Consider the following 20,419-nt stretch of genomic DNA (forward strand, 5'->3'; position numbering starts at 1 on the left):
ATAAGTAAACACTAAGTCTTAAGATTATGTCAAAAAAAGAAAAAAGTAAAAAAAACGACAAAATCAGGCTGAGCCTCGATGAAATAACGCCGGAAGAACTATTTAACAAAATGAAAAAACTACAGAATGACGCTCTTAAAGAAGCAGGAGAATCCATATCCGGGGGCACCACAGGTCCAAGTGTGATGCATTCTTCCGGTTCTACATTTAGTAAAATTATAGGTGGACAATAGTATCTGCACCACCACCGTTTGCCATCAGGACGGACATAAAGCATAATTTGTCTTTAAGAGCTCCTGATTGGTCGAAAAAATTCGTCCTCGATATCTCCAGCTCATAGCTTTATTATCAACAAACTAAAATTTAAAGCCATGTCAGAAAAAAAAGGATCTTACAGCTTCAGGCTGAATCTTGACGAATTAACTCCGGAGCAGTTATTCGACAAACTGAAAAAATTACAAAATGATGCACTGATTGACGCAGGCGAATCTATTGCCGGCGGAGCTGACAAACAAAGCTCAGTAAGTGTAGTTCATGGTTCTGTAAGCGGTACTTTCAGCAGAGCCGCTCAAAACTAATTGTAGCTCTACCCGCTAAAAACAAAACCCGGTGCGTTATGATGCACCGGGTTTTGTTTTTAGCGGCTTTTCATATCTATCATGTTTTTAAAACGCACTCATCAGAATATTCCATTACTCCCTAATTGTTATACATTGGTCTTTAAGTGACTCTGATTGGTCGAAAAAATTCGCCCTCAAATTATATGGATTTTAGCTTTACTATAAATTAAAACTTTAAAACCATGTCAGAAAACAAAGAAAACAAAGGAACTTACAGCTACAGGCTGAACCTTGATGAAATGACTCCGGAAGAGTTATTCGACAAATTGAAAAAATTACAGAACGACGCATTGGCCGAAGCCGGTGAAGCCATTTCAGGTGGTGCTGCTTCTGATGCCAGAGCAAGTGTTATCCACGGTTCTGTAGGTGGCACTTTCAGCCGTTCTGTTGCACAGTAATTGCATTTCTGTTACCGACATCAAAACCCGGCAGGTACTTATCTGCCGGGTTTTGTTTTTTTACGGCCACTTACATTTTATCCTATTATTAAACTACTGAGTAATCCTGCAACTTTAATACATTGGTCAAGAAGCTGCTTCAATTGGTCGAAAAAGTTTCCGGTCAAACTATCAGGCATTTAGTTTTACTATAAATTAAAACTTCAAAACCATGTCAGAAAAAAAAGGAACTTTCAGCTACAGGCTCAACCTGGACGAATTAACTCCTGAGCAGTTATTCGACAAATTGAAAAAATTACAGAACGACGCATTAAAAGAAGCCGGAGAGGCCATCTCTGGTGGTGCTGCCGGTGATGCAAGAGCCAGCGTTATCCACGGTTCTGTAAGTGGTACTTTTAGTAAAAGTATCGTTTCACAACCAACACAAAGTTAAGTTGCTGGTTTTGAAACAAAAGCCCGATCTACCTGGTAGGTCGGGCTTTTTGTTTGGGTTGAATTTAATTTGTTGATACCAAAACCTGGATTGGCATCAACCATAAGGGTTATCATTTCCTTGTCAATTAATCAGCTTGCAATGGTTTAAAACGTATTCGTCTTTAAGAGATATCCATTAGTCGAAAAAGTTTCAGACCAAATTATCAGGCACTTAGCTTTACTAAAAATTAAAACTTTAAAGCCATGTCAGAAAACAAAGAAACCAAAGGAACTTACAGTTTCCGCCTGAATCTGGACGAATTAACTCCGGAAGAATTGTATGCAAAATTAAAAAAATTAGAAAATGATGCGCTGAAAGATGCCGGCGAATCAATTTCTGGTGGTACAGGCACTTCACCTGTTAGCGTGGTGCATGGCTCTGTAAGCGGAACTTTCAGCAGAGGCGCTGATAACATGTAATTTTCCGTCTTACCTCTTAAACGACCGGTATGGTTTATGATTGATAAACTATGCCGGTCGTTTTGTTTTGTACCCTAATCCCGGGGGCCATTGCTCTCCTAAATATTGCTTATTCTCATTCGTCAGCCCGGAGCTATCTCTTTTACGTTCAAAGCATGCAATTGGTCGAAAAAGTTTCGCCCCAAAGTATCAGCCATTTAGCTTTACTCATAAATTAAAACTTTAAAGCTATGTCAGAAAACCAAGACACTAAAGGAACTTACAGTTTCCGCCTGAATCTGGATGAGTTAACTCCGGAAGAATTGTATGCTAAACTGAAAAAATTAGAAAACGATGCACTGAAAGAAGCCGGTGAATCAATTTCTGGTGGCGCTGTTACAGACAAATCAAGCGTTATCCACGGTTCTGTGAGCGGAACTTTCAGCAGAGGCGCTGATTGCATGTAGTTTTCAGCCTTAGCTGTAAATGGCCGGTATAGTTTATGATTGATAAACCATACCGGCCGTTTTGTTTTTAACTATTGGCCTTCCTGGCTTCTTCCGGATTCTGTACTTCATATTTTCACATCTGCATATCCGCTTAAATGGATATTAACAGGCCATCAATCAAACACCCCGTTGAATTATGTATTCGTCTTATAGTAGGCTCAATTAGTCGAAAAAGTTTGGGTTTCCATGATCACCCCGTTAGTTTTAATAAAAAAACCAAATCATAAAAATTATGTCAGGAGAAATTAAAGCGTTAATCGGGGGGCTACATAATTTACAACTAAAGAATTATGGTTTACCTGTTGCCGAACCACGCGAAAAAGTAAAAAGAACGAACAACGGTAAAGTAGAAAAATCGACGCGGCTGTTTCTGAAGAAATTTCCGGGTGTCGACGCCTCTGGTCTTTAGCAACATCACATTCATAACCTTAAAAAAGGTAAAAGCAAATACTAATAAACTTAATTAACAAGCGGCTATAACAACTCAGTTTATTTAAAAAATTATGCAAACCCAAATAGCAGAAAAACCCGAAACCTTAGAGGTGGTGCATCACTCACCTAACCCATCAAACCCAACAAGCAAGGTTGATTTTTTGGTTTTAAAAATAGCCAGCAGGTGCAATCTGAATTGTAGCTATTGCTACATGTACAATTTGGGCGATAAAACTTATATGCAGCAGCCAAAGTTTATGAGCGAAGAGGTAATTGATACCATGCTTGCCCGTGTTATTGAGCATGTTAAAAAACATAACTTAACCGCTTTTGCTTTTGGTTTTCATGGTGGTGAGCCGCTGCTGGCCGGCAAGCAGTTTTTTATAAACTTTGTTAACAAAACAAACGCCCTGTTTGAAAAACATAACATTACTCCAAACTATTTTATTCAAACCAACGGCGTGTTGCTTACCCGCAGCATTGGTAAATTATTTAATGAGCTGAAGATCCAGATAGGTGTAAGTTTAGATGGCACCGAAGAAATCAATGATGCTTTCCGGGTTGATCATAAAGGCCGCGGAAGCTATCAAAGGGTGGTAGCCGGGATACATAAATTAGAGGATAACAGAAATCCTGTAACCGGTAAGTACAGAGTTGGTTTGTTGAATGTGATGAACCTGAACTGCGATCCGGTTGAACTATACTATCACTACGCCAACGTAGTTAATGTAGAATCATTTGATCTACTGTTCCCGATAGCCAACCACCGGGTAGGACCATATGTACCAAGTAAAGGACCATTTTCCAAATCGCTTACTCCGTATGCCGATTGGATGCTGATCATGTTCCATCTTTGGTTTAATGACAAATCGGAATCAAGGCCGCACATCCGGTTGTTTGACATGCTGATCAAACAGGTGCTGGGTGCATCGGCATCTTTAGATTCCATTGGCAATAAAGATAACGGCCTGCTGGTAATAGAAACAGATGGAGGTATTGAACCATCAGACGTACTGAAAAGCTGCGGCAACGCCATCACTAAACAAGGACTTAACGTAAAAACCAATGCGCTTGACGATGCCCTTGATAAAAAACTGGTAGCCACCTATGTACACAACGGGCAATACCTGAGCGAAACTTGCAAAAGATGCCCCATTGTAGAAATGTGCGGCGGCGGTTACATGCCACACCGTTACAGCCCGGATAATGGCTTTGATAATCCATCTGTTTACTGCAAAGACCTGATCAAACTGATATCAGAGATCCAATCAACCGTGGTTGACAATCTGCCGAAAGAGATACTAGATCTGTATCCGCTTGGAAAACTGAACTATACCGAAATCATCAACGAAATATATGCCCAAAGCTATGCAAGCTAAATCATTTTCTTTTGTTGTTAAAATAGCCAGCCGCTGTAACCTTAATTGTACCTATTGCTATATGTATAATATGGGCGACGACAGCTATTTGATGCAGCCTAAAAAAATGAGCGATCTTACCATCCAAAAGCTTGCCCAGCGGATCGACTCATTTTCAAAAAAGCACGAGATGCAGGCTATTTCCATCATTTTGCATGGTGGCGAGCCTTTACTGGCCGGTAAAGCTTTTTTCCGCCGCTTCCTGGATATCTTCCGGCAAAACATTGCTGATCATGTAAAGATCGTTTATGTGGTGCAAACCAATGCCCTGCTTATTGATGAAGAGTGGATGCAGCTGTTTGAAGAGCTGGATATTAAATTGGGTATCAGCCTGGATGGGGATAAAGAAACTAATGATAAATATCGCATCGATCATAAAGGCAAAGGGTCATATGACCGGGTAATTGAAAAATACCAGCTGGCCCGTGATTCTGAATTCAGCAAAAAAGCTCCGGCGGTATTAACGGTGATCAACATTGATTCAGATCCTAAGGAATTATATTATCATCACAAATCGATCGGCATTGAATCATTTGACATATTATTACCCGACTCTAACTGGGATAAACTGCCGCCGGCACCTTCGCCAGGTACCCGGTTTTACGGATCGCCAACCGCTTACGGCGATTGGCTCATTGCCTTGTTTGATGAATGGTATAATGATTCCAACCAAAACAAACGGCCAAAAATCCGGAAGTTTACCCAGATAGTGCAAATGGTATTGGGCCATAAAGTTTCAGCAGATGACCTTGGCGCCGGTGATAATCAGGTAATGGTGATTGAAACAGATGGTGCATACGAAGCTGGCGACTCGTTAAAAATTTGCGGCCCCTCTTTTACTAAAGCCAATACCAATGTACATAATCACGAAATTGATGAAGGCCTGAACACCGATCTGGCTAACCTTTATTTCAAGAGCCATAATAGTTTATGCCGCGAGTGTTCGTCCTGTAAAATACGGAGCATCTGCGGCGCCGGTTATTTGCCGCACCGGTACAGCACATCCAATTCATTCAATAATACTTCGGTTTATTGTATGGACCTTACCAGGCTCATCAGCCATATCCAAAACAGGATCGTAGATACATTGTCGGCCGATATGGAAGAAGATATTCAAATCAAAAAATTTGATTACCTGGAAATATTTAACGACAGGCAGCCCAAGGATTTAGTAACAATTAGTATTTGACCCAGAAAATATTGAAATCATGATCATACAAGATGGCATCAAAATTTATCCACATTTAGACTGGGAGTCTAAAATTTGGCTTAGCGAAGGAACAATGATAGCAAAGGGCACAGCGTCAAACGGGATACAATACCGGGATAATGCTTTTAAACCATTAAAGCCCTGGAGAAGCGCTAACGAAACCGAACGGGAAATACTGCTTGGCCAGGATGGAGAAGAAGAACCAGACCTAAACAGCGTTATCAATATTGTTAAACTGCCCGATCATGTGATTGAAGAACTGAAAGAGTACAAGTTTCAAAATATCAACAGTAAATTCAAATTTAAACATTACAAAGCGCTTTACGGCGAAAAGCTGGATCAAAGCATTATTGGTCTTAATACCTACCTGAAAACCCTGCTGATAGAAGGTCAGCCGGTGCCGCCGCCATCATTCGCGTTTAACCAGCCTAATCTGGAAACGGTGACCGTTTACCTTAAATTTAACGCGCTGGGAGGTCTGCATATCGATAATTTCGACGGGTTTGATATAGGCCAAACCGAACACGCCGGCCGCAGGATGTGTATCAACCTGGGCGCCGAAGTAAGGCATCTACTGTTCATCAATCAACCTATCAACACCATGATAGAGTGGATGAAAACCAAAAAAACGGTTGTAAAAGAATACTCACAATGGAACCTTTATAACGACTTTATGCGGTACTTCAGCGAGTACCCGGTTATAAAGATCCCTATACAGCCCTATGAGGCCTACATTGCCCCCACAGAAAATATGATACATGAAGGCTGTACAGAAGGTACCACTCATTATGATGTAAGTTTATCATACCGCGGTGCGTTTAAAAACACTTGCCCTAAACCCGTATTTAACAGTCAGGTTTATTAATTATCCAAATACCCATGAAACAATTAGCGGTAGTACATCCCGAATTTGAAGTGGCAAACCCGGCCAGTAAATTCGCGGTGAATTTTTTTGGGGAGCCTGTAAATTTTGTTCTGGATGATTGTTTTCCGGAGAAAGAGAATATTGTACTGGGCGACCATGAAGTTTTGGTCAGGAAAAAAGGTTTTTCGCTCAACTACCGCGACCTCAATTTTATCATGAAGGCTTCGCGGCATTTTATCAGCGACAATTGCAAAACGGCCTATCTGCCCATCGGGTCTGAATTTGTGGGAGAGGTGGAACAAACCGGCCGCCTGGTTACCGGTCTGCAAAAAGGCGACCGCGTAATACCTAATTGGAATTACGAGGAGATACGCCTGCTTAAAAAGCGCAAACCAGGTCTAGCTGCCGGAGTAGCCAGCAACTCTACTTCAAAAGAAAAAGAAATACTGCATTACCGCAAGCTTTATAAAATACCCGAAACCTTTCCGTTGGAGGTTGCCGCAGGATTTTCTATCGGTGCGCAAACCGGCATGAGCATGCTGCGTAAGGCAAAGCTCAACAGTAAATCAACCCTGTTGGTTACGGGTGGCTCGTCAAACACTTCGTTGTTTGTATTAAAAATGCTGCCCAATTTTAAGTATAAGCATGTTTATGTGCTCACCTCTTCTGCAGAAAAGGCGCAACAACTGGAAAAACTAAACATTAAAAATGCCACTATACTGGTGAATAACAAATCAAAGGATGAGGACATCGACCTATCGATCGTAAAGATCCTGAATAATAACATTGATGCCATTATTGATCCGTTCTGTAATATATATCTTAAAAAATTGTACTATCTGCTCAAGTTCAACGGCAGGTATGTGACCTGCGGAATTGAGAATAATACTTTATACAACACACCCGGCATAGATACCGAGACTATGCAATTACCCGAAAACCTATTAGTTCACTTTATCATGAACAACATCAGCTTTACCGGTAACTGCTTGGGTACAACCCGCGATCTGGGCAAAGCCGTCGATCTTTATCTTAATGATAAGCTGAGTTTAAGTAATTACCAAAGCCTGTCCTACAAAAATGGCTCTGAGTTTTTAGAGATGTCATATAATGATGCCAACAGATTAGGTAAGGTAGTATGTATGTACGAGTAAGTAAACAAAATTAATATATTGATCATGAGCTTTAACGTTTTTCACAGCTCCCCGGTACAGGGTCTTTCGGTTATTGAACCCAGGTTTTCATTAACACATAAAAGGCTATGGGTTTATGCTACCAAATCGCCCATTATGTCAGCCCCGTTTTTGAGCAATCTGGGTGGCGATTTAACCTGCTATGTGGGTAAAGAGATCGTGGAAAACAGATCTTTTATTATGGAGCGTAACCCTGGACTTTTTGATCAGCGGTATCTGAACAAAACAGGATCAATATATATGCTGCCGGGCGATACTTTTATTGAAAACCAAACCACATGGAAAGAAGAACTGGTGAGCGAGGTGGCTGTACCCGTTTTAGATGAGTTTAGGATCGATAACGTAAAGGACTTTCTTTTCCGTTTAAAGGAACTAAACCTGTTAGATATTTACCTGATACCCGAAGACGGTTTACTATATGGATAGCCCTGATTTTGCTTATCAATGTGATTTTTTCTCATTAAGGCTCCCCATTTTTAGCTTACAAAAAATGGAGGAGTTTCGCATTGCCGAAGCAAATGGACAGGAGGAAAGTTTTCTCATAAACCTGCTCAATCATCATCATTTCAGAGATGGTATTTTGCTGGCATCACCTACTGTTTACCACGAACTACGGAAGTTGGAAAACGGTGAGCTAAATGCTAAAAAAAAAGAGAAGTTATTAAAAACCCTTTATAAATACTTTGTCAGATGTTGTATCCGCCCGCTGCCTTTCGGGCTGTTTGCAGGCTATGCGGCAGGCACTATAACTGCAGAGGCAACCAGCCTGGCTATCGATCAGGAGAAAAATTTAAGGCAACTGCGATTAGCGGGCACGCCGGTTAAAATACTGATAAAACTGGTTGCAGATTTCCTGATCAGGAATGGACATGAACAAATAGCAGACGCCGAAAAACCGCATCATCCATTAATATTTAACTATTATCAATTACAGGGTTTTGAAGAGGATGTAAAGGATGAATACTCCCTTGGTAATTTACAAAAGCAGCTATTTGCCGTATTCTTAAAATCTGAAGATCCACTTATTGAACTGGCCGATTTGATTAGCCGGCATCCGGATAACGAACAATTAACTGAATTTATTAAAGATATCCGCGCCCAATTGCACTCGGATAAGCCTCTGATCCAAATACATGAACATATCTCTGCCCTGTTTAATCCTTATGATGCGGATGCCTCATCATCAGAATACCTGCAAGCCGATCTGTTTGTAAAAAATGCCGTTGGTTTAAATATCCCCAACAAGGTAACATCCGCGCTGCTAACCGAAGTTGAAGAGTTAAATGCTTTGGGACCTGCTTACATTAATGATGATCTGCTTCATTTCGTAACAGAATTCACACACCATTATGGCGATGCTCAAATCCCTTTATTAACAGCGCTTGATCAGCAAAGCGGCATTATTTACCCATCTTCCAACGCTGAAAGCTGTACCTTCAACGGTCATATTTCTCCCTTGTCCGCGCAAGAAATTACGGGGGGCAGAACGGATGTTTTAAAAAGCTTACGACTTAAAAAGTTTGCGGAGGCAATGATCAACAACCAAAAAGAGGTTGAAATTACCGCTGATGATATTAACCGTTTTAAAAGCCACCAGTCGGCCGCGGTTAAAAACTTTTATTTGCAGGGCAACCTTATTGCTGCTTCATCAGATGAACTTGACCGGGAATCATTTCAATTCTTTATCAAAAAACAATCAGCACCATCTGCCTTAGCCTTAGTAAGTAAGTCGGCCTATGGTTTGCCGGGGCTACGCAATCAATTATCCGATTTTATCAGCCAGGAAGATGTATTAAGCGGAGATTCCATTTTAGCCGAAATAGTTTTTATCCCCGGCGATGTTATCGACAATTCTATTTACCGGCCAATCCTCCGGCGGTTTACTATTGATCTTCAATCAGGTGCCTTGGGGCAATCCGAAGAAAATATACATTTAACTGATCTGTTTATCTCGGTTAAAAACCAGGAGATCATTTTACATTCCAAAAAGTTAAATAAAAGGATCATTCCTATACTCACTTGTAATCATAATTTTTATAAAGGTCCGGCGGTATACCGTTTTTTAAGCGAGCTGCAATATCAAAACCCTAAACAGGTATTCGCCTGGTATTGGGAGCATCTGGCAAGCGAGTCTTTTCTTCCCCGCATCACCTACAAACACCTGGTACTTTCCAAGGCCCAATGGCATATCAGTCAACAAGAAATTAACGCTGTAACCGAACGGCTTGCAGAGCCTGTTGAGGCTTTGAAGGAATTACAGCGCCGGCTAAAATTCCCGCAGCTATTTACTATAGCGAATGATGATAAAGAAATGCTGATCGATATCCGGTCGGCATTTTCCTGTACCCTTTTCCTGGAAGCCGTAACCGAAAATGGCATTACCATTATAGAGTATCTTGGCAATCCGGCGTCAACCTTATTTAAAAACAAGGGCGATAGTTTTCACCACGAAATGATCATCCCTGTTTTGGATAACCGAAAAGCTTCGGCCATATACAATGAGATAACAACACAGCAGTATCCGGAACCGGACGAAAACCTCCCGGAGCAAAATGAGTGGATATATTATAAAATTTATGGCCGCCCAATAGTTCTTCACCAAGCTATGGAAACCCTTTATCAGCTATTAAACCTGATGACCGATGAAGGCATCATTTCGCAGTGGTTCTTTATCCGATATGATGATCCGTATTATCACCTGCGGTTAAGGATAAAAATGGCTTCGTACGCCATGGCTAAATATACCAATGTTATTGCTGAATTGAAAAACGCGTTAAAGAGCCAGATAGAAAACCACCATATCTGGTCTTTAGAGCCCGATACCTACATTCCCGAGGTTGAACGCTATGGCTCCGCGACCATGGAATACTGCGAGCAATTATTTTATCACGACAGCTGCGCCGCTATGCAATTGTTTAAAAGCGGTGTTACCATACCGGATAGCTGGCTGGTTGGTATACTTAACGTTGAAACCTTGATGAATGATTTTGATTTGGATATTGCCGGTAAAATTGAGCTGTTGTATCAAATGGAGATTGATTTTTTTAACCGGGCAGGCGGTTCCAAACAACTCCAGGTATCTTTTGATACACTATACCGGGCGCATAAACAAAGTATTGAAACCATGATCAATGGTGAAAATGAAGCGTATTGGGTATTTAAAGAAATATTTAAAACCCGCACCGAGCAAAATAAACTGACCCTCTCTGCCCTTCAACATACCTGTAAAGAATATCCTTACAATTGTAAAACACCTTCGCAAATTATCAACAGCGTTATTCACATGGCACTTAATCGTTTCTTTTTGACTCAGCAAAACAGGAATGAGTTGTTGATATATGGATTGTTACGCAGATACTATGTTTCCCTTATCTGCAAAATTCGTTATGAGGTAAAACAGTTGGCTAATCACATCGGAGCATAACCTATCCTCAATTCAAGAAAATCATTCTCTTAATTTATTCGGCTAAAGCCATTTACAATTTTATGTTTTCCGCCCCATAAATGGGACGGCAATGAATTTTGATTTCTATCGTGAACTAAATTTCAACTCATTCTCGTTCGGCTTTAGCCAACGGATAGGCCAGCTAATCAAAAAAGGCTTTAGCCAAATTTCACTAAGAAGGTGCTTTAAATGCAATTCCGGTAATTTCGAATGATGCGGACACTAAATTTTATTATAATATTCCATAAAACTATTGATCAGCAACTCCCAATGAGTTGAAGGGCAAAAGCCCGGTGATGTGGCAATAGTAACATCAACAATTTGTGGTCTAATACGACTTAGCTCGGCACAAATAGAACGAATCTCCTCTTCCAATTCACCATGGGTTATCATCTCAACCGGGTCATCATTCCGGTAATTACCGTTGAACTGATTTAAGAAATAGTCCAGATCGATATGCAAAAAGGTAGGATCATCATTGATTTCCCCGATCAGGGATTTCATATCATTTCCCCGGTAATAAAAGCCCTTTGCGGGTTCATCATTTTTATCGGTAACCGATATAGAGATGCGGTCTTTAGCCAGATATGGAAAATCGTTAATGTATGATTCTACCAGGTTCTGCTTGGTAGGCCCATTGGGCGAAAGTTCTTTTCGCAGATGAAAAATATTTACTCTGTCCAGGAAAAAAATAAGCGGAGCTATAAACGATCCCAGGTTTATACTTCCTTCCCGGATAAAATCAGTAATGCTTTCCGGATCATCAAAATTCACCTTCTTATCATCTGTCACCTGAAAATATTCACCCTGCTCTTTATATAACAAGGGCGGCATCAAATCGGTATGATCGTCCAGGTGAATGATATTGATTTTTTTTACCCCGGGATTTGCTTTTAAATATCGTAACCAAAACAAAAGCGACCAGGTATCTTCAAAACAAAGATTATAGTCCGCCTTCGCCTCATGAAAGTCTGCCACATCTGCCAGTGATAACTTATGCTCTGAAAATCCGGCCAGGTTAGCGGTCAGGTTTTGATCCAGGCCCAAATAGCTTAGTCCGGGACCTTGCAGTTGAAATTCGTTACCTGCCTGGGTCCATTTACAGTTTGTAAAATAACGGTTTAACTGTTGTTCAAAAGTAGCTTCTAACATGGTCATGAATACTTAGATTTATATATGAATAAGCTTATTTGTAGCTATAAACTATATTACATTCAAGATAATAATTTGGTGAGATAAAACCATTTTATTTTATAATATTTATAATAAAATAAATAACAAAAATATTTCTGTCAACCCTTATCCAACCAGCATATATGCCAGTAACGCCGCAGGAGTACAGCTTTAAGGAATATGTGATTCAACAGGACCAGGAAACCATCCGGTTCTACATCCATACGCCCGGATTTTCTCCAGAAAAAAGCACATTTCTCTTCCTGCAAGGCTCTGGCGCTGTACCCTTGTGTATGGAAAATGATCAGGGGCACCGGTTAACTTTTTCGCTTCATACCAGGCCCGAGATTGTCCAAAACTTTAATTTCGTTATCATTTCAAAGGCGGGTTTTACTTTCAGCCGCCACCAGGATGCAGCCGCACCTGCTGAGTATCATCAAAAAACCAGTCTGGCTTACCGGGTGTTTCAAGCCGATACGGTATTGCGCTATCTACAATCAAACCAAGTAATCAACAGTAAGCATATCCTGGTATGCGGCCACTCCGAAGGATCGGATGTTGCAGCTAAGCTAGCTACTATCAATAAAGATATCAGTCATCTTGGATTTTTAAGCGGAGGCGGGGCATCGCAATTCCTGGAATATTTTCTTTATACCCGCAAGCGTATTACACGCGGAGAAGTTCCGTTCAGGGAAGGGCAACAGGAGATCGAAACACTCACCAGGCAATTTGAAGAGATTATGCAAAGCCCAACCTCAACCATCAAATTCTGGCAGGGGCATACCTACCTGCGCTGGGCCACCTTTGCCGAGCCTGCGCTAAGAAACCTCCTGCAACTTAACATACCTGTTTTTATGGCTATGGGTTCCCAGGACCCAGTGGTACATCCCGAAACTTTCGACCTCATCATCAGCGAATTTTTGTTCAACAAAAAACAAAACCTCTATCATCAAATTTACGAGGGTGCCGATCATGGATTTAAGGAGAAAAGTGATACCGGCCCCGGTATTGATCATATACCTCCATTAATAACCGACATGGTTAACTGGTTCCATCAAACTTTAATAGCCTAATAATCCAGAACCATACATGGCCGATTATCAGTTTATCCCCGACCTTATATTGCGGATCCCCTTATTTAGTTTTGAACGTTATCAGGCAGATAATGTACAGGGTATTGTCAGCGACCCGCAGTTTCAGTATGCTATTTACCTCGCTAACCCGGCATTACATCAGGTATTGCTCCATAAACATTTTGATATCAGCGCTTTTAATGACAAGGAATTATTAAGCATCAAAAAATATATCAACCGCACCTGTTTCAGGCCTACACCTTTTGGCTGTTTTGCTTCGTCCACGGTTGTGGATTGGGGGCAGGATGACCAAATCCTGCTGAAAGATAAAACACACGACCACGTTCATCTGCTTTTAGACCTGGAGATATCCTTACTATTAGCCAAAAAACTATTAAAGAATAACCCCTATTCCAGGCAATTATCTTTAAATCCAACCATTTATCGTTTAAAAAGAACTTACCGGTTTGTAAAGACCACGCACCAGGAAGGAGTATCGGCGCTATCTTTTACCCTCGATTCCATTAAGGCGAATAACTTTATTGACAGCATTGTTAAGCTGTTTAAAAAAGGGCCATTACCCGAAGCTCATCTGTTATCCCTTATCACCAGCTGGGGTTTTCAGGATACAGAAGCGACAGAGTTTTTAAACAGGCTGCTTGCCAGTCAGATTTTAACTACACAACTGGAACCCAATCTAATGGGTGAGGATTATTTGTACCGGTTAATAAATACATCTTCTGCAGCGGCCAATCCGCTTTCGCTTCAATTAAATACTTTATATAAAAAACTAAATGCAGCAAAACCCTTTGCGCAAGAAGTGTTACAGGAGTTTGACGATGAAATAAAACAACTAACAGCCGATTGTACAAAAAAAAGCAGTCTGAATTTTTATTCAAATCTGGAGCGAAAAAAGCTGAGTGGGAGTTTACATATAAAGTACCAGGAACAGATTTCGATGGCTATAACAGCCTTGCGGGTTTTAGTTCCATATGCTTCACCACAAAACCTTAAGGATTTTATAACGGAGTTTAAAACCCGGTTCGACAGGCAAAAAGTGCCGCTGCTCCTGACCATCGATCCGGATACAGGTATTGTATATGGAGGTGCTTCGGGCTCTGACAAGGGGCCACTCCTGAGCAAAGTTAAATTTAGCCCAACCACTAAGAGCTCTCCGGTAATGGAATGGACCATGGTTCACCAGTTACTATTTCAGCTTTGGACAAACAATACCAACCGCGGCACCTTTGAGCCCATCAAATTAAGCCCCGCTCATTTAAGTAAGCTTGATCAACCTCCACACCCGTTACCGCCATCGATGATGGTGATGTTCCGGGAGTTTGGTGACCAGATCTTTATCGAAAATGCAGGAGGCTGCTCGGGTACATCCATCATTGGGCGTTTTACCTTGTTTAATGATAGCATATTAGACCTCGGCAGGCAGATTGCTCAAATCGAGGAACAGGCCAATCCGGATATAATTTTTGCCGATATCGGGATACTATCAGATACTCATACCGATAATATCAACCGGCGGTACCCGGTTTATCAGTATGAAATCCCTATCAACTCTGTCCCTGCACAACCAATATCTCAACAGATTGCGCTATCTGATCTGTTGGTATCAGTAGTAAATGATGAGGTAGTACTGGAATCTGTTTCGTTGAAAAAAGTTGTACAGCCCAGACTAAGTTCGGCCTATAATTATGCACATAATCATTTAAGCATTTTTAAATTTTTGTGCGATCTTCAATACCAGGGCACTCAAAATAATTTAACTTTCGACCTCGAATATTTTTTCCCGGGCTTAAAATTTTATCCGAGAGTAAGCATGGGAAACGTTATCCTGAGTACAGCTAAATGGTATTTAGCAACCAGCGATATTGACTATCTGAATAAGGCAACCGAAAAAGAAGGCTTAGATAAAATACTGGAGATAAAACGGCAAATTAACCTGCCCGATTTGATCTGTTTAACCAGGGCCGATCAGCAGCTTGTTTTTGACCTCGGCAAAAAAGAAGAAGTATCGCTATTATTAAACTGCATAGCTGGTGCCCAACAGGTTAAGCTGCAGGAATATTTTTTACCCCAATCATCCCAATCTAAAGTAGTAATAGCAGGGAAACCGATGGTTAACCAGTTTATCACTTTTCTGTATCAAACCAATAGAGTTTACCCCTTAAAGTTTAGTCCGCAGCACGTATCTGATAAAAAAATTAAAAGGGAGTTTGCAACTGGGACTGAGTGGCTTTATTTTAAAATTTATTGCAGCCCTCAGGTAGCCGATCATCTATTATCCGATCAAATTTTACCGCTTATGGCTGCTTTGGAAAAAAAAGAGGTAAACTCCTGGTTCTTCATCCGTTACCTGGAATCGGGTTATCACCTGCGGCTCCGGTTAAAAGTAAATCCGGCTGATATTGGTCGGGTGATGATCAAATTGAACAAGCAGTTGGCCATTAGCCTGCAAAGCCATGAAATTAAAAAATTACAAACCGATACTTATACCCGGGAAATAGAGCGATATGGTGCTGATATGATAGCGCTTGTTGAAGAGTTTTTTAATACGAGTAGCAAGCTGGTAGTTCACTTCATAAAAAACCGGTTGCCGGTTTACGCCAATTATAGTCTGGCGATTATAGATATTGACCAACTAATGAGGTTATTTATACCATCCGTAACCGATCAAATATCTTTTTTACAGTTAGTAGCGGATAATTTCTATCAGGAATTTTCGGGCAATAAAGCTTTAAAAGTTGATCTGGATATGAAATACCGGGAATTAAAACCCGAAATTCAATCGTTGTTTAATGACCCTCATTTCTTTAAAACACTCAGGCTTGATAAATACCACAGGAGCTTTTTACACCAGGCGGCCCAGGTAGCCAACGCAGCCCTCCATTTCACTGCCGAACGCCGGATTGCACTGCTTGCCGATATGATCCACATGCACTTTAACCGTTTATTTACCGAAGATGAGCGGGAGCAGGAGTATATTATTTACTACTGCATGTTAAAATATAAACTATCGATAAAAGCCCGGCTTTAAAAATGCGAAATCAACGCTTTTTCAAAATACTCAGATCTAATTTTTTAAAAAACAGGTCGCGGTAGGTTGCTCCTAATTGGAGTACTTTTTTGTTAGCCAAAAAAATCTGGTTGCCGTTTATAAATTTAATTTTATTGGTATTAACGATAAATGATTTATGGATGCGGCTAAAACTGCTTTCGGGTAAGTGTAATTCTATATCTTTTAGGGTTATGTAGGCTTTATAATCGGTATCGTTTAAAAAAATGGTAATAAAATTATTGCTGGCTTCTATGTAAACGATGCTTTCATGATCAATCTTTACTATTTTACCAAAGTCGCTTTTTATATAGAAAAAGCCTTGTTCCTGTTCGCCTGTTTTTACGCTATCTTTCTCGACCATGCTCCCCATCACTTTTTTAATACAGGTTAAAAACCGGGGGTATGAGATTGGTTTAAGCAAAAAATCGAGTGCGTTTTTTTCAAAAGCTTCCACAGCATGGTTGGCGTAACCGGTAACAAATATTATTTTAATCTGAGGGTCGAGCAGGGTTGATAATTCCAGGCCATTAAGCATAGGCATATCTATATCCAGAAAAAGAATATCGGGTTTGTTATTCCGTACAGCAGCCAAACCTTCCATGGGGCTATTGGATGTTCCTAATAAAGTTAGGTCAGGTGTATTAGCTATATAATCTTTAAGTAAATCAACAGCATGTGATTCATCATCAATTATAAAGCACTTTATTGTGTTCATGTAAGTTTATGTTTAGGTCTATTGAGAATATACCATCCCTGTTATTGATAGTTAAATCATATTGGCGTTTGTACTGATTTTCTAACCTGTTTTTTACGTTCACCAATCCTAATTTGCTATTATTATGAGGCATGGAATGAGTTTTCCCTATTTTATTGATGGTATAAAAGCTAAGGCTTCCGTTATCTAATCCAACATAAATTTGTACCGGAAAATCACGATCTGATAAGTTAGCGTATTTAAATATATTTTCAACAAAAGTGAGCAGCACCAGCGGAATTATTTTTATCCCCTCAAAATCGCCCTTTAATATTAGCTCGATACAAAGCTTATTATTAAACCGTATTTGGTTAAGTTTAATCAGGTTTTCTATCGCCACTATTTCATCTTTTAAACTAACCGTTTCATTACTGCCTGTTGATTTAAATGAATAATGGGTTATCTCTGATAAAAGCATAATAACCTCTGCCGCTTCTTCCGAGCTTTTATACACCGTATTATAAATATAATTTAAGGTGTTAAATAGCAGGTGCGGGTTAATTTGCGCCCTGAGTAAACTGTTATGCGTAGCCAGCAGGTCTTTTTCAAGCAATATCTTCCTGCTTTCAGATTTCATCCGTTCATTTTCAAGCTGAAGTATTTTCCTTTTATTGTATACACTGTATAAGGCAAACCAGTAACAAGTGCTCAGGCCAATAAAATAAATGGCGCGCCATATACTGGCTACAAAAAAGAGATAAGGCAGGTGGATTGATCTTAAAACTTTGATGTGGAACCAATTTTCCAACATGTAATTTAAGCCGTAATTAAGCGCTAAATAAATAAGTATCTCTAATGGAAGTAAAATCAAAAATGAGACGAACCAATTATGTTTCTTTTCAGAAAAATTTTTGAGCAAAACCATCGCATTATAATAAAACAATGCAATGTTAAGGGGGTAGTGAACTATTTGATCAATCAACGGGATTGAGCCCGAAGACAATATTAATAATACCGAAAGTTCGTATACAATAAATGAGCCCCAAAAAATCAAGTGCCAAAAAACGTGAATACCATGGGTATTATTCACCATGCGTTTAAAGTTGTTTACCATCCATTTAAATCTGTTTGCACAATAAATTTCATATTATTTACACTTTACTCTAACTTAAATAAAAAAAGAACCTATGAAAAAGTCTCACTCCTTAAAAGCAATTTTTGAAATTGAAACAGTTTTCAAATTTCAATCAGATTCCAAGGCCCTACATCTAAACGTAACACAAACCGAAACAACAACAACGTCGTCAACAGCCACGATAACTTCTTTTCAAACTATTGGTTTCCACAAGGTACCCAATGGCTTAAGAATATAAGCTACTGCCGATTAATGATTAAATTAAACCGCTTAGAATAAAAGGAAAAGAACGATATATGGTTAATTCATACTAACTAATAATACAGCAATTAATGAAAATCGGAACAGATTGACAGTTCTTAAAGCTACCTGTCTGATATCGGCCATTCATTGTTTGGGCTTATACTATATATTATTAAGTTAATTAAAGGGGTATTTAAATAATGGCCGCTTTTAATGCTTTGATATAAATATATATTTTTTATCACTAAAAGCTAGCAGTAATTATTTAAAAAAAACTTACAGCTAACTTGTTTATTTAATGCGGCTAAAACAAATATATCAATCATAAATTGAAATTATAATTTACAGATTAATATCTGCTTAAATTATAAGAATTTATGGCAACTAAGAAAAAATAAGATAGAGCTAAAAGTTTTATTTCAATAAATATATGCCCTTAATTTTAGCAAATTATTAATTATTTGATATCATAATACTTGGATTATGAATAATTCTTGTCAACTATCTGTTATTATTGTTGAAAATGACGAGACAGATGCGTCTACATTAAAACAGTATATTTCCCGTATCCCGTTCCTCCACCTGTTAACGGTTTGCCGAACAGCTATTGAGGCATTGGATCTGATCTATATCAAAAAACCGGATATTATTATAGTGGATGTAAACCTCCCGATGATGTCTGGGCTGGAACTGATCAGCGGGTTAACATCACAGAAGCCCCAGATCATCCTGACGTCTGCCCACCAGCAATATGCCTTTAACGGTTTTGAACTTGATGTAACCGACTTTTTGTTAAAGCCATTTGATTACCAGCGCTTTATTAAAGCTATATGTAAGGTTAAGCAAAGGCATTATAATTTAAACAGCGAATTAAGCGTCAAAGAATTAGCGCCTAAACGTAATAACTTGCTGGCAGACCTCAACACCAGAACAGCTACAAAGCCTTTATCAAAAGAGGAGCGGTTTATATGGGTTAAGGTTGACAAGAAAATGATGAACCTGAATACTTCAGAAATTGTATACGTTGAAGGGTTAAGGGATTATGTAAAAATACACCTGGCTAAAATCAATTACGTGGTTAACTTAACCATGACCAAAACCGAAGAGCTCCTGGGCAACAGCAGCTTTATACGGGTAAACCGATCTTTTATCATTAATAAATCGTTTATCATTTGTGTTAAAGGCAATACCATTGAAACCAGCTTAAATAATTCTTTACCTATCGGTGTAAACTATAAAGATGCTGTGAAACAGTTGCTGTTTAACTAAGTTGTCTTACATTTTTATAGCTTAAGCGAAGAAATTTTACTACGCCCCAATCAAACCTACTTTATAAAAGACGCCCCTGGTACTTTACACCAGGGGCATTTCTGTTTATAAAATTTTATTCAAGGCCTTATCTTTGGCATGTTAAACTCATAATTTATGCCGGATAAGGACAGTACCAGGATGATTTACAACAGGACGCCGGAATCAGCAGCGATGTCAGCAAACGTAAAACGGGCAATGGCGATCACTGCCAAGCTTAATCAACTAACGTTTAACGATGCGGACGAGATCCGGGCCCTATTCAGCGAACTGATTGGTAAAAAGGTTGACGATAGTTTTTTACTGATCCCTCCATTTTATACTGCCGGTGGCGACGAAATCTGTGTGGGGCATAATGTCTTCATTAATCAAAACTGCACGCTATATGACCTTGGCGGCCTTTGCATAGGAGACGATGTGATGATTGGGCCTAACGTAAGCATCATCACCACAGGGCATTCACTTGAACCATCGCAACGCCGCAAGGTCACCATTGGCAAGCCCATCGTTATTGAGCGAAACGTCTGGATTGCGGCCGGCGCAATAATTATAGGCGGAGTAACAATAGGAGAAAACTCGGTTGTGGCTGCAGGCGCTGTAGTTACCAGGAACGTTCCCCCAAATACCCTTGTCGGCGGAAATCCGGCCCGGGTTATTCGCTCCATTGGCGACGAATAAGGTACATCTGCCAAAAGTAGTGAGCAAAAATTCAAACGAAAATGCGACTACATTTTCTGATGATCCCTGGTCTTTAAGTAAA

At 39.8% G+C, this 20,419-nt stretch carries 21 protein-coding genes; 18 read left to right on the top strand and 3 right to left on the bottom strand.

Features of this window, described 5'->3' with window-relative positions:
* Positions 1-26: 26 nt before the first annotated feature.
* The 13 genes from G7092_RS15705 to G7092_RS15765 all read left to right on the top strand — a co-directional run bounded on the left by G7092_RS15705 (position 27) and on the right by G7092_RS15765 (position 10,942).
* On the top strand, positions 27-233 hold the full coding sequence (locus tag G7092_RS15705; protein WP_166090749.1) for a hypothetical protein: 207 nt from the start codon (positions 27-29) through the stop codon (positions 231-233).
* A 138-nt stretch (positions 234-371) separates the two neighbouring features.
* Positions 372-578: a hypothetical protein gene (locus tag G7092_RS15710; RefSeq protein WP_076376242.1), complete on the top strand. Its 207-nt coding sequence runs from the start codon at positions 372-374 to the stop codon at positions 576-578.
* 224 nt (positions 579-802) lie between these two features.
* Positions 803-1,018, top strand: a complete 216-nt coding sequence (locus G7092_RS15715; RefSeq protein ID WP_166090751.1) for a hypothetical protein — start codon at positions 803-805, stop codon at positions 1,016-1,018.
* A gap of 211 nt (positions 1,019-1,229) precedes the next feature.
* Complete coding sequence (locus G7092_RS15720; protein WP_166090752.1) at positions 1,230-1,451, top strand: hypothetical protein; 222 nt, start codon at positions 1,230-1,232, stop codon at positions 1,449-1,451.
* Between the two features lie 245 nt (positions 1,452-1,696).
* Positions 1,697-1,912 carry a hypothetical protein gene (locus tag G7092_RS15725; protein WP_076376246.1) on the top strand — a complete coding sequence of 72 codons (216 nt, stop codon included), beginning with the start codon at positions 1,697-1,699 and terminating at the stop codon, positions 1,910-1,912.
* Positions 1,913-2,142: 230 nt separating this feature from the next.
* Positions 2,143-2,358, top strand: coding sequence for a hypothetical protein (locus tag G7092_RS15730; protein WP_166090753.1), 216 nt, complete (start codon positions 2,143-2,145; stop codon positions 2,356-2,358).
* A gap of 274 nt (positions 2,359-2,632) precedes the next feature.
* Positions 2,633-2,809 carry a hypothetical protein gene (locus G7092_RS15735; RefSeq protein WP_166090754.1) on the top strand — a complete coding sequence of 59 codons (177 nt, stop codon included), beginning with the start codon at positions 2,633-2,635 and terminating at the stop codon, positions 2,807-2,809.
* Positions 2,810-2,903: 94 nt separating this feature from the next.
* Entirely contained in the window at positions 2,904-4,211 is a 1,308-nt protein-coding gene (locus tag G7092_RS15740; RefSeq protein ID WP_166090755.1) for a radical SAM protein, read from the top strand.
* On the top strand, positions 4,189-5,439 hold the full coding sequence (locus tag G7092_RS15745; RefSeq protein ID WP_166090756.1) for a radical SAM protein: 1,251 nt from the start codon (positions 4,189-4,191) through the stop codon (positions 5,437-5,439). Before G7092_RS15740 ends, G7092_RS15745 begins: the two co-directional genes overlap by 23 nt.
* A 19-nt stretch (positions 5,440-5,458) precedes the next feature.
* Positions 5,459-6,325: a hypothetical protein gene (locus G7092_RS15750; RefSeq protein WP_166090757.1), complete on the top strand. Its 867-nt coding sequence runs from the start codon at positions 5,459-5,461 to the stop codon at positions 6,323-6,325.
* A 14-nt stretch (positions 6,326-6,339) separates the two neighbouring features.
* Positions 6,340-7,479 carry an MDR/zinc-dependent alcohol dehydrogenase-like family protein gene (locus G7092_RS15755; protein ID WP_166090758.1) on the top strand — a complete coding sequence of 380 codons (1,140 nt, stop codon included), beginning with the start codon at positions 6,340-6,342 and terminating at the stop codon, positions 7,477-7,479.
* 24 nt (positions 7,480-7,503) lie between these two features.
* A complete protein-coding gene (locus tag G7092_RS15760) occupies positions 7,504-7,944 on the top strand; it encodes a hypothetical protein (protein WP_166090759.1) in 441 nt (146 codons plus the stop codon).
* 64 nt (positions 7,945-8,008) lie between these two features.
* On the top strand, positions 8,009-10,942 hold the full coding sequence (locus tag G7092_RS15765) for a lantibiotic dehydratase (RefSeq protein WP_166090760.1): 2,934 nt from the start codon (positions 8,009-8,011) through the stop codon (positions 10,940-10,942).
* Between the two features lie 243 nt (positions 10,943-11,185).
* Here G7092_RS15765 and G7092_RS15770 read toward each other — a convergent pair whose 3' ends face one another.
* Positions 11,186-12,121, bottom strand: coding sequence for a hypothetical protein (locus G7092_RS15770; protein WP_166090761.1), 936 nt, complete (start codon positions 12,119-12,121; stop codon positions 11,186-11,188).
* A gap of 158 nt (positions 12,122-12,279) precedes the next feature.
* Here G7092_RS15770 and G7092_RS15775 point away from each other — a divergent pair, with 158 nt between their 5' ends.
* Entirely contained in the window at positions 12,280-13,209 is a 930-nt protein-coding gene (locus tag G7092_RS15775) for a dienelactone hydrolase family protein (RefSeq protein WP_166090762.1), read from the top strand.
* Between the two features lie 16 nt (positions 13,210-13,225).
* Positions 13,226-16,258, top strand: coding sequence for a lantibiotic dehydratase (locus G7092_RS15780; protein WP_166090763.1), 3,033 nt, complete (start codon positions 13,226-13,228; stop codon positions 16,256-16,258).
* A 10-nt stretch (positions 16,259-16,268) separates the two neighbouring features.
* Here G7092_RS15780 and G7092_RS15785 read toward each other — a convergent pair whose 3' ends face one another.
* Together G7092_RS15785 and G7092_RS15790 are read right to left on the bottom strand one after the other, a co-directional pair.
* Complete coding sequence (locus G7092_RS15785; RefSeq protein WP_166090764.1) at positions 16,269-16,994, bottom strand: LytR/AlgR family response regulator transcription factor; 726 nt, start codon at positions 16,992-16,994, stop codon at positions 16,269-16,271.
* Entirely contained in the window at positions 16,966-17,784 is an 819-nt protein-coding gene (locus G7092_RS15790) for a sensor histidine kinase (protein ID WP_166090765.1), read from the bottom strand. The genes G7092_RS15785 and G7092_RS15790 overlap by 29 nt, the downstream gene beginning before the upstream one ends.
* Before the next feature lie 376 nt (positions 17,785-18,160).
* On the opposite strand from G7092_RS15790, the gene G7092_RS15795 reads away from it, so the two are divergent.
* From G7092_RS15795 to G7092_RS15805, 3 genes are all read left to right on the top strand, one after another.
* Entirely contained in the window at positions 18,161-18,346 is a 186-nt protein-coding gene (locus G7092_RS15795; RefSeq protein WP_166090766.1) for a hypothetical protein, read from the top strand.
* A gap of 488 nt (positions 18,347-18,834) precedes the next feature.
* A complete protein-coding gene (locus G7092_RS15800) occupies positions 18,835-19,620 on the top strand; it encodes a LytR/AlgR family response regulator transcription factor (protein ID WP_166090767.1) in 786 nt (261 codons plus the stop codon).
* A 156-nt stretch (positions 19,621-19,776) separates the two neighbouring features.
* Positions 19,777-20,337, top strand: a complete 561-nt coding sequence (locus G7092_RS15805) for a DapH/DapD/GlmU-related protein (RefSeq protein ID WP_166090768.1) — start codon at positions 19,777-19,779, stop codon at positions 20,335-20,337.
* Positions 20,338-20,419 lie beyond the last annotated feature (82 nt).

Origin of the sequence: Mucilaginibacter inviolabilis, from assembly GCF_011089895.1 — a bacterium.
Lineage (GTDB): Bacteria > Bacteroidota > Bacteroidia > Sphingobacteriales > Sphingobacteriaceae > Mucilaginibacter > Mucilaginibacter inviolabilis.